Origin of the sequence: Nostoc sp., assembly GCF_036917465.1 — a bacterium.
Lineage (GTDB): Bacteria > Cyanobacteriota > Cyanobacteriia > Cyanobacteriales > Nostocaceae > Nostoc.
Window position 1 is genome coordinate 26,898 of the sequence record NZ_JBALDL010000001.1, and the last position, 9,218, is coordinate 36,115.

The 9,218-nt window shown below is 40.1% G+C and carries 9 protein-coding genes; 8 read left to right on the forward strand and 1 reads right to left on the reverse strand.

Features of this window, described 5'->3' with window-relative positions:
* The first annotated feature begins 50 nt into the window (after positions 1–50).
* From V7K38_RS00080 to V7K38_RS00115, 8 genes are all read left to right on the forward strand, one after another.
* Positions 51–635: a KaiA family protein gene (locus V7K38_RS00080; protein ID WP_334854681.1), complete on the forward strand. Its 585-nt coding sequence runs from the start codon at positions 51–53 to the stop codon at positions 633–635.
* Positions 636–734: 99 nt separating this feature from the next.
* Entirely contained in the window at positions 735–1,049 is a 315-nt protein-coding gene (gene kaiB / locus V7K38_RS00085; RefSeq protein ID WP_012409411.1) for a circadian clock protein KaiB, read from the forward strand.
* A gap of 263 nt (positions 1,050–1,312) precedes the next feature.
* Positions 1,313–2,875, forward strand: a complete 1,563-nt coding sequence (kaiC, locus tag V7K38_RS00090) for a circadian clock protein KaiC (protein ID WP_334854682.1) — start codon at positions 1,313–1,315, stop codon at positions 2,873–2,875.
* Between the two features lie 104 nt (positions 2,876–2,979).
* Positions 2,980–5,172 carry a TolC family protein gene (locus tag V7K38_RS00095; protein WP_334854683.1) on the forward strand — a complete coding sequence of 731 codons (2,193 nt, stop codon included), beginning with the start codon at positions 2,980–2,982 and terminating at the stop codon, positions 5,170–5,172.
* Positions 5,173–5,474: 302 nt separating this feature from the next.
* Positions 5,475–5,852, forward strand: coding sequence for a hypothetical protein (locus tag V7K38_RS00100; protein WP_334854684.1), 378 nt, complete (start codon positions 5,475–5,477; stop codon positions 5,850–5,852).
* A 253-nt stretch (positions 5,853–6,105) separates the two neighbouring features.
* Positions 6,106–6,255 carry a hypothetical protein gene (locus tag V7K38_RS00105; protein WP_334854685.1) on the forward strand — a complete coding sequence of 50 codons (150 nt, stop codon included), beginning with the start codon at positions 6,106–6,108 and terminating at the stop codon, positions 6,253–6,255.
* A gap of 185 nt (positions 6,256–6,440) precedes the next feature.
* Positions 6,441–6,950: a hypothetical protein gene (locus tag V7K38_RS00110; protein WP_334854686.1), complete on the forward strand. Its 510-nt coding sequence runs from the start codon at positions 6,441–6,443 to the stop codon at positions 6,948–6,950.
* Between the two features lie 277 nt (positions 6,951–7,227).
* Complete coding sequence (locus V7K38_RS00115; protein ID WP_334854687.1) at positions 7,228–8,007, forward strand: photosystem II S4 domain protein; 780 nt, start codon at positions 7,228–7,230, stop codon at positions 8,005–8,007.
* Between the two features lie 65 nt (positions 8,008–8,072).
* Here the strand turns inward: V7K38_RS00115 and V7K38_RS00120 are convergent, their stop codons facing one another.
* A complete protein-coding gene (locus V7K38_RS00120; RefSeq protein WP_334854688.1) occupies positions 8,073–8,849 on the reverse strand; it encodes an SDR family NAD(P)-dependent oxidoreductase in 777 nt (258 codons plus the stop codon).
* Positions 8,850–9,218 lie beyond the last annotated feature (369 nt).

The following is a 9,218-nucleotide window of genomic DNA, read 5'->3' on the forward strand; positions in this document are numbered from 1 at the left end:
CAGCCCACGTTTCTTGGTCAGGGCGATCCAGGAGATAGATTAAAGATTAAATGTTATTACCGATATTGATTTTACGACCTGATGTTAAAAGATGTTTAAATAATCTAGTTGACTTAGCCAAGGAAAAAGGTTGGATTGTGTGGCCGTGGAAATTTTTTGACGCGATTATTGCCCAATTTTGCTATTTACCTGTTACTGCAACTACCTCTGCGACAATCGACTATTTACCAAATTGGCCGCAACAAAATCTAACTGAGTCATACACTAGCAATTACGTCTATGTATTTGCCAGCCAGATGCAAAAAAGCCAACAGCATTTTCAGGATATGAATCCAGCCGAAAGGCAAGGATTATTAAAACAGCTTAAATTAGATTACAGCCTAATCCTTATAAATTATTTTACCACAGATAAAACACTTAAAGAAAAAATTGATAAATTTATCAATACTATATTTTATGCTAATATTCCTGTGCCCCAAATCATTGAAATCCACATGGAGGTAATTGAAGAATTTTCTATCCAGCTAAAACTAGAAGGAAGGAGCAATGAAACTTTACTTGATTACCGCCTGACGTTGATAGATGTATTGGCTCACCTATGTGAAGTCTATAGGAGTTCTATTCTAAATAAATGAAAATTATTGATGTGAACTTGGAACAAGCTAACACTGTTAGTTATTCTTAAGGTGCGCTCGCATCCTATCTTTATCTAATAATAACTAGCCTATAAATAGATGATTAAAGCCAAAAAAACCTACGTTCTCAAGCTTTACGTAGCTGGGAATACCCCTAATTCAGTCCGAGCATTAAAAACACTCAAAAATATTTTAGAACAAGAGTTTGAAGGTGTTTATGCTTTAAAAGTAATCGACGTACTGAAAAGTCCGCAACTGGCCGAAGAAGATAAAATATTGGCAACACCAACATTATCTAAAATTTTACCGCCACCCGTACGCAAAATTATCGGCGATCTTTCAGATCGAGAAAGAGTATTGATTGGATTAGATTTGCTCTATGAAGAACTAAGTGAAGGAGATTTTGAAGAGTAAAATAATTAATGCTCAAGGGAGCATTTAGAAAGTAAATTTCAAATGTGTAGGTAAGGCAGTATGTTGCTCTAATCAAGAGAGTTTTTGTACCCCCGATCTTAGTATATTACTGAAAAAGATTTATTTTTGCGATCTTATTAGTAAAATTGTGACTTAACACACCCTACTTGCTTAATATTTGGTTTATAAATAGCCTCAAGAAAATCAAGTAAAAACTTTATAATTTTAAGAACCCGTTTTTAACACCCTTTTATTATCAAGCAATGAGTCAAAATCAGCCAGTAGAACTAAATAAAACACCGAGAAATGGGGGGGTAGAAAAAATTCGCACAATGATCGAAGGGTTTGACGATATTAGTCATGGTGGTTTACCAATTGGTAGAACTACCTTGGTAAGTGGCACTTCAGGTACTGGTAAAACTTTATTATCTCTTCAGTTTCTCTATAATGGGATCACTTACTTTGATGAAGCAGGAGTATTTGTTACCTTTGAAGAATCACCTAGTGATATTATTAAAAATGCTCATGTTTTCGGGTGGAACTTACCACGCCTAATTGAAGAAGGGAAGTTATTTATTCTTGATGCATCTCCCGATCCAGAAGGTCAAGATATCGTGGGAAATTTTGACCTTTCTGCACTAATTGAACGCCTGCAATATGCCATTCGCAAATATAAAGCTAAACGAGTTTCAATTGACTCAATGACAGCCGTATTTCAGCAGTACGAAGCGATGGGAGTAGTGCGACGCGAGATTTTTCGCCTGGTAGCACGTCTGAAAATCCTGAATGTCACCACTGTAATTACCACCGAACGTAGTGAAGAATATGGCCCTGTTGCTTCCTTTGGAGTGGAAGAATTTGTTTCTGATAATGTAGTAATTTTTCGCAACGTTTTAGAAGGAGAACGCCGCCGTCGTACAGCTGAAATTCTCAAGTTGCGCGGTACAACTCACATGAAAGGCGAGTATCCCTTCACAATTACTAATGAAGGAGTTAATATCTTTCCGCTAGGAGCAATGCGTTTAACTCAACGGTCTTCTAATATCAGGGTATCTTCAGGGGTCAAAATCTTAGATGAAATGTGCGGTGGTGGTTTCTTTAAAGATTCTATTATTTTGGCAACAGGAGCCACAGGTACTGGTAAAACCTTGTTAGTTAGTAAGTTTATTCAAGATGGTTGTCTGAATGGAGAACAGGTAATATTATTTGCTTACGAAGAATCACGCGCCCAACTATCTCGTAATGCTTCATCTTGGGGAATTGATTTTGAAGAATTAGAAGATCAAGGTTTACTAAAAATAATTTGTACCTATCCTGAATCAACTGGTTTAGAAGACCACTTACAAATTATTAAATCAGAGATTGCTGTCTTCAAACCAGCCCGCATCGCCATTGATTCCTTATCAGCATTAGCTAGAGGAGTGAGCAATAATGCATTTAGGCAGTTTGTAATTGGGGTGACGGGTTATGCTAAACAAGAAGAAATTACTGGTTTCTTTACTAACACAACTGACCAATTTTTGGGAGCGCATTCCATTACTGACTCTCATATTTCTACGATTACCGATACAATTCTGATGCTACAGTACGTAGAAATTCGTGGAGAAATGTCGCGGGCAATTAACGTATTTAAAATGCGCGGGTCTTGGCATGATAAGGGCATTCGTGAGTATAATATCACTGCTGACGGGCCCGATATTAAAGATTCTTTCCGAAACTACGAACGGATTATTAGCGGTGCTCCTACTCGCGTTAGTATCGATGAAAAGGCGGAACTTTCTCGCATTGTTAGACGTTTTGAAGACAAACAGAGTTCCGAACCCTAAATTTAGTATCGTAGTATATTCTTTCCTAAATTTAGTATCGTGCTATATTCTGTGGTGAAGAAAGGTTTATCTGCCGCTAGATTGATTTTCGTGTGAGGGATGCGGTGAAAGGACAGCAATTATTCTATAGCTTCTTGCCTGGTGTGACGGCAGCAGTTTTAACGACTCAGCCTGCTTGGGCTGGTACTGTAAAACTAACTAAGGTACAACTGGCTTCTTCTCCTAGTGTTTTGACTTCTACTTATGGTCAAAACCCAGTTGTGGACATGATGAATACACAACTGCCGAATGGTGCCAATATTAATGTTCCAACTTTAGTAACTGGTTTTGGTTTCACTAAACTTAGTATGAAGCCTTTAAGTAATAATAGTATTCCAGTATTTACGGCTGAGAATACTTTTGTACCAATAAAACAAGTACTTAAGAAGGATAAAAGTAGATTTTTAAGTTTGACACCTACCTCTAATTCTTCCCAAAAGCTAGATGTCAGCCGTTCTACTCAAAATCTCCAAAAACAGAGTAACTCAAGCACTTCTGAGCAGAAATCAGAGAGTGTAGTAATTCCCAATTACACTTCAAAACCCTCTTCTGTCCAAAAGGAAATTTTTCCCCTGTCTTCAGCACAGCAGCCAGTAGTTCAAAAGATAAATACTGTTGCTGAGTTGCAAACATTTTTAAAAACTTCAGCGACTGGTGGAGAATCAGCAAAACTGTTGTCAGCGCCAACATGTCCACAGGAGTCAGGAAAAAGCAAGACTGATTCAACAGGTGCTTTACTACTAGCTTCAAGCACCTGTTTACAACAAAATGCTGCTGGCTCCCGCGTGGCTCAGAGTAATACCCCGATTCCGACAGATTCTACACAAGTACCTACTATACCAGGAAGTGTAACTCCTGCACCAGAGGGTTCAGTGCAACCTTCCACTGTGCCGAGAACCGTAACTCCTGCACCATCAGGGGCGGTGCAAATTCCAGAGAACCTGATTCCTAACTCAAATCCCTTGCAATTTCCCACCAAAACTGAGGAAGTGACACTTCAGGGAAATCAGCCGATTACTTTAGCACAGGCTCTAGAACTAGCACGGCGTAATAATCACGATTTACAGGTGTCTATTTTGGAGCTAGAACGCAATCAGGCGGCTCTGCGCGAGGCACAAGCGGCTTTATTGCCCACTCTGGGAATTAGCACGGGTTTAACTCGGGGTCAGTCTTCTAGTAGCCAACTGACGGACGAATTAAACGGGCGCAATGGCACACTCTCCAACCAAGACAAACCCACTACATCTTTTTCTGGTAAAGCACAACTTTCGTATAACATCTACACTTCTGGAAGAGTACAAGCTAGTATCAGAGCGGCTGAAGAACAGGTACGTTTCAATGAGTTGGCTGTAGAAACTCAGTCTGAGACAATCCGTTTGAATGTTGCCACTGACTATTACAATCTGCAACAAGCGGATGAACAAGTACGCATTAGCCAGTCGGCTGTGGTAAACTCTGAAGCTAGTTTGCGTGATGCAGAAGCTTTAGAACGAGCCGGGGTTGGTACGCGGTTCGATGTGTTGCGATCGCAGGTGACTTTAGCAAATTCCCAACAAAATTTAACTAATGCTAGATCGCAGCAGGCAATAGCCCGTCGTCAATTAGCAACTCGGATAAGTTTGCCACAGACAGTAAATATCAGTGCAGCCGACCCTGTACAGTTAGCTGGTCTTTGGAACCCAACACTAGAACAAAGTATTGTGCTGGCTTATCAAAATCGTCCAGAATTGCAACAGCAGTTGGCACAACGCAATATCAGCGAACAACAGCGTAGACAGGCACTTGCAGAGTTAGGCCCTCAAGTTAGTTTAGTAGGCAGCTACGACCTGCTAGACCAGTTTAATGATAATGTCAGCGTTACTGATGGTTATTCATTTGGAATTCAGGCAACCCTAAGTTTGTTTGATGGGGGAGCAGCAAGAGCAAGAGCACAACAGCAGAGAGTTAATATTGCGATCGCAGAAACTCAATTTGCCGAACAGCGTAACCAAATCCGCTTTCAGGTAGAACAAGCCTATTCTAATCAGCAATCTAATTTGGAAAACGTTCAAACTGCTAATACCGCTTTAGAGCAAGCTAGAGAAGCTCTACGTTTAGCCCGTTTGCGATTCCAAGCTGGTGTAGGCACTCAAACTGATGTGATTAACTCTGAAAATGACCTCACACAAGCTGAAGGTAATCGAGTCACAGCAATTTTGGGTTACAACCGCGCTTTAGCTCAGTTACAACGTTCTGTTACCCTCAGAGCGCTACGCTAGTAATTCTGACTTAACGAAATATTCTGAAAGCCTCATTGAAAAATGAGGCTTTTTATTAATTAAAAAAGACGTGAAATCATACTGAGCTTCGTCCCGATCCACTAAAAAAACCATATCTGTTGTCGGGTCAATTCATGAATTGCCCTAAGATGTCTACTAGGTTTGCGGCTATTGTTTGCCTAATTACTGTTGGATTCTGAAAGGGCTACGAAAAACGAGCGCAGGAATTTTGTGAAATGATGTAGCATAACTGAATGTTCGTAGTTTACCGCCGTAGGCATCGCTAGCCTTGTCAAAGACTCATGACTAAAGTAACATCTCAAGAAATTGCACAGTTTCGCTCTCAATTGGCTGATGATCCTAACGATATGGAAGCGCTGGATTTGATTGAAGACTGTGATGGAGATTTAGAAGATGCGGCGATGACACTAGCGATTAGAGCCGGACAACAACCAGAAAGAGCAAATTCCGAGTGGTTAGATGCCTTAGCTAGAAAATGGCGTGTGGTTATTTGCGAACAAGAATATCGGGAAGATTTGCTTAATACTTCACTTCAAAAGATGATGGAACATCTAAAAGCAATGCCAACGTTTCCGAAGATTTTAGCAACCCCAGTTTTGATATATGTCCTCAAGCAAGGCGTGAACAATTTTTGTGAACCACTAGATTCACTCAAGTGATCGGTCGATGTATATTTAACTTGGCTTAATTTGTGCGATCGCCCATTGCAGTTTACATTTGAGTTTAATACAGACTTAATCCCCAACTCTTTTTCTACAAGGGAAAGCTACAGTATACACACAACTTATCTGATTACCCAAAACCCGCTCTGTCTTACTAAGACATCCCTCTTCTTGCTAAGGCTACCATGTACACACAAGTCTTTTAATTTCTGCGTAACGTAGTGTAGGCTAATCTTTACAAGTCGATGTATTGGCATTGCAGGTCAATGTATTGGCATTGCAAGTCGATGTATTGGCATTGCAAGTCGATGTATTGGCATTACAAGTCGATGTATTGGCATTGCAGGTCGATGTATTGGCATTGCAGGTCGATGTATTGGCATTGCAAGCTAAAGTATAAGGCAGCTTTAATAAGACTTGTATCTACGTCGTAGGACAACAGTAGGGGAGCAAGAATCAAAGCCTTTGCAAATTCGGAACTCCTAACTCCTAACTCTAAACTCTTACCCAATACAAGATTGATTCCACCAAGACTGATACGCTGTTAATTAAGGCAAAACTTCTATTAGACAAATTGTAAATTCAATGAATTACCTTGTTGCCGTATTACCAGACCGCATTCAAGCCGAAGCTGCTTACTTAGCTTTAGAAGAAGAAGGCATAAACAGTACTATCCTGGGGAAAGGATATAAAACGGCTGACGAGTTTGGCTTAATTGACCCTAAAGACGAAGCCAAAAAGCAAGCACAACTGATGGCAACCTGGCTGATACCATTTGGCTTTTTTGCAGGTTTTACATTCAGCCTGATCACTGGTTTAGATACTTTTGCGTGGGCGGGTGAAGTTGGCAATCACATCATTGGCGGACTGCTAGGTGCTGCTAGTGGTGCTATGGGTGGTGTGTTGGTGGGTGGCGGAGTTGGTTTACTCGTAGGTAGTGGTGATGCTTTACCTTACCGCAACCGCTTAGATGCAGGTAAATATTTAGTTGCCGTGCAAGGTTCTGAAACTCTGACTCGGCAAGCAACCCGAATATTACGTCAGTTTGATCCAGAAAATATCCAAGGTTATGCCGACACAAGTAGCGTCGTGTAAGAAAGCTTGGAGCCGTCAGTTTAACTTCTGGCGGCTCCACATTCTCCACTATTGGATTTTCTTCTTGGTTATCTGACATACTCTCATTCACACGGCACTCTGAGTAGATGGCGACTTTAATGCTACTTCATCAGTCTCGGCACTAAAAGCATCTGCCAGTTCAGGACTAGCGATCGCTAGCCTTAACTTGTTACTAATGGCTCAAATGAAAATTAAAGTTAGAATCAAGACAGTTATAACAGATTAATTCTCAATTCATAACTCATAATTTTTAAGAATGTTGCCACGAGAAGAACTTTTAAAAGGTGTTGAAAATAGAGATAGTCTAGCTCGTGTAATCGATCAAGCAGAGCAAGCCATCAAAACTTGGGAAGTGGTTTTGACAGATTTTCTATCTCCCCCAGAATTGGCGGAAATTCAACGGGTGTTTAACCGATTAACAGAAGTGCAATTAGTTGCGTGGGGTGGATATCCGCAAGCTGAACGCCAAAGAATAGCGATCGCTCGTTCGGAACTTCCCTTAGATCAGTCTCAAGTTAGCCTTGTCGCCGTGGAAATTGCTGGTAATTTCCTTTTTGATACCGCCTCTCACCGCGACTTTTTGGGCGCAATGTTAGGAACAGGGATTGTTCGTGAAAAGACGGGAGACATTATTGTTTTGGGAGAACGAGGGGCGCAGGCGATCGTCGCACCAGAGTTAGTGGAATTTTTGGAAATGAGTCTTAAGCAGGTGCGATCGGTTCCTGTGAAGACTCAGAAGATCGAGATAACTGAGTTAAAGGTTCGGGAACCAAAGAAAAAAGAATTAACTACTGTGGAGGCTTCTTTGCGGTTAGATGCGATCGCATCTGCTGGTTTTGGTATGTCCCGCAGCAAAATGGTTGATTTCATTGACGCAGGTGATGTCCGCGTTAATTGGAAGGAAGTTACACAAGCTAGTTCTCAAGTCAAATCAGGCGATTTAATCGCCATTCGCTCTAAAGGGCGTTTAGAAGTTGGAGAAATCGCCGTTACAAAAAAAGACCGTTACCGAGTTCAATTAACAAGGTATATGTAATTAAGTTAGGAGTTTTAAATTTACTAATTTATGTAATCTCAAACTCCTAATTCCTAACTCTATACTTAAACTTTAAAGTGTTTTGCTAACATATTCAACAGAATTTTTCGTGGTACAAGCCGAGATAATTTGCTTCTCACTTGAGTGGTAGTATCAGAACTAATAACAGTTGGATAGCCTTTTTCCAAAGCGTCTAAACACTCCCAAACAACTTTTTCACAAGAATACACTTTATCTGTACTACTCGCCAGCGCTGGAGGAAAATTAGCTTCTGCAAAAAAGTTTGTTTCTATTGGCCCTGGACAAGTGACTAAAATACGGACACCATATTGCTGGTTTTCTGCCCATAGCGCTTCACTAAAACTGAGAATAAAAGCTTTACTAGCTGCATAAACAGAAAGGTATGGTATCGGTTGAAATGCCGTAATAGAAGATACGTTAATAATACTTCCAGAGCGACGTTGCCGCATCAATGGTAGAAATTTATGGGTTAAATCTACCAATGCTAAAATATTTAATTGTACGATTTTAATTTGTCTTTCTCCATCTCCTTCAGCAAAGTCACCATAGTAGCCAAAACCAGCATTATTGATTAATAAGTCAATGCTTAATTCCTTTGCTCTAGTGGCTTCAAATACAGCAGTAGCTGCATTTGATTCTGTGAGGTCTTTGATTATAACGTCTACTTGAATTTTGTGTTTTTCTTCTAGTTCTTTAGCTAATTGGCTTAGTTTATCTTCCGAACGAGCTACAAGTACAAGATTGGTCTTGCGTGCAGCTAGTTCTTGAGCAAAAGCTTTACCAATACCACTAGAAGCACCAGTAATTAGAGCAGTTGGCATTCTACATATTCAGATAGTTTTTAAGCACTTTATAAATCTTAGCTATGCTGGCTATAAGTTTTAACTACCCAAAGTGATATACCCAAAAGAATAAAAGCAGTACTTAGTACAGAAGCCTGGGCGGAGGAAGCCTTCACTCAAATACAAATTTAAGTCTAAATGCTTGAGGTGAGAAAATATCTGCTTCCATTAGCTTCATCAAATTCGATTTCCCCAGCTTGATTGTAATTGCACAGATATCTCGCTTAACTTATCGTCTATTGAACACAACACTATTACAGCACTTGCATCTATTATGAGGTACACTAGATTAAAATATAAATACTTTTAAATGAAGTCCTACTCTGTCGATCTTCGAGAAAAAATAGT

What these genes read in the sequence shown, in the direction of transcription:
- V7K38_RS00100 (WP_334854684.1), top strand. Translation starts at nt 5,475, where the DNA reads ATGACTAAAGTAACATCTCAAGAAATTGCACAGTTTCGCTCTCAATTG.
- V7K38_RS00120 (WP_334854688.1), bottom strand. Translation starts at nt 8,849, where the DNA reads ATGCCAACTGCTCTAATTACTGGTGCTTCTAGTGGTATTGGTAAAGCT.
- V7K38_RS00115 (WP_334854687.1), top strand. Translation starts at nt 7,228, where the DNA reads ATGTTGCCACGAGAAGAACTTTTAAAAGGTGTTGAAAATAGAGATAGT.
- kaiB (WP_012409411.1), top strand. Translation starts at nt 735, where the DNA reads ATGATTAAAGCCAAAAAAACCTACGTTCTCAAGCTTTACGTAGCTGGG.
- V7K38_RS00080 (WP_334854681.1), top strand. Translation starts at nt 51, where the DNA reads ATGTTATTACCGATATTGATTTTACGACCTGATGTTAAAAGATGTTTA.
- kaiC (WP_334854682.1), top strand. Translation starts at nt 1,313, where the DNA reads ATGAGTCAAAATCAGCCAGTAGAACTAAATAAAACACCGAGAAATGGG.
- V7K38_RS00110 (WP_334854686.1), top strand. Translation starts at nt 6,441, where the DNA reads ATGAATTACCTTGTTGCCGTATTACCAGACCGCATTCAAGCCGAAGCT.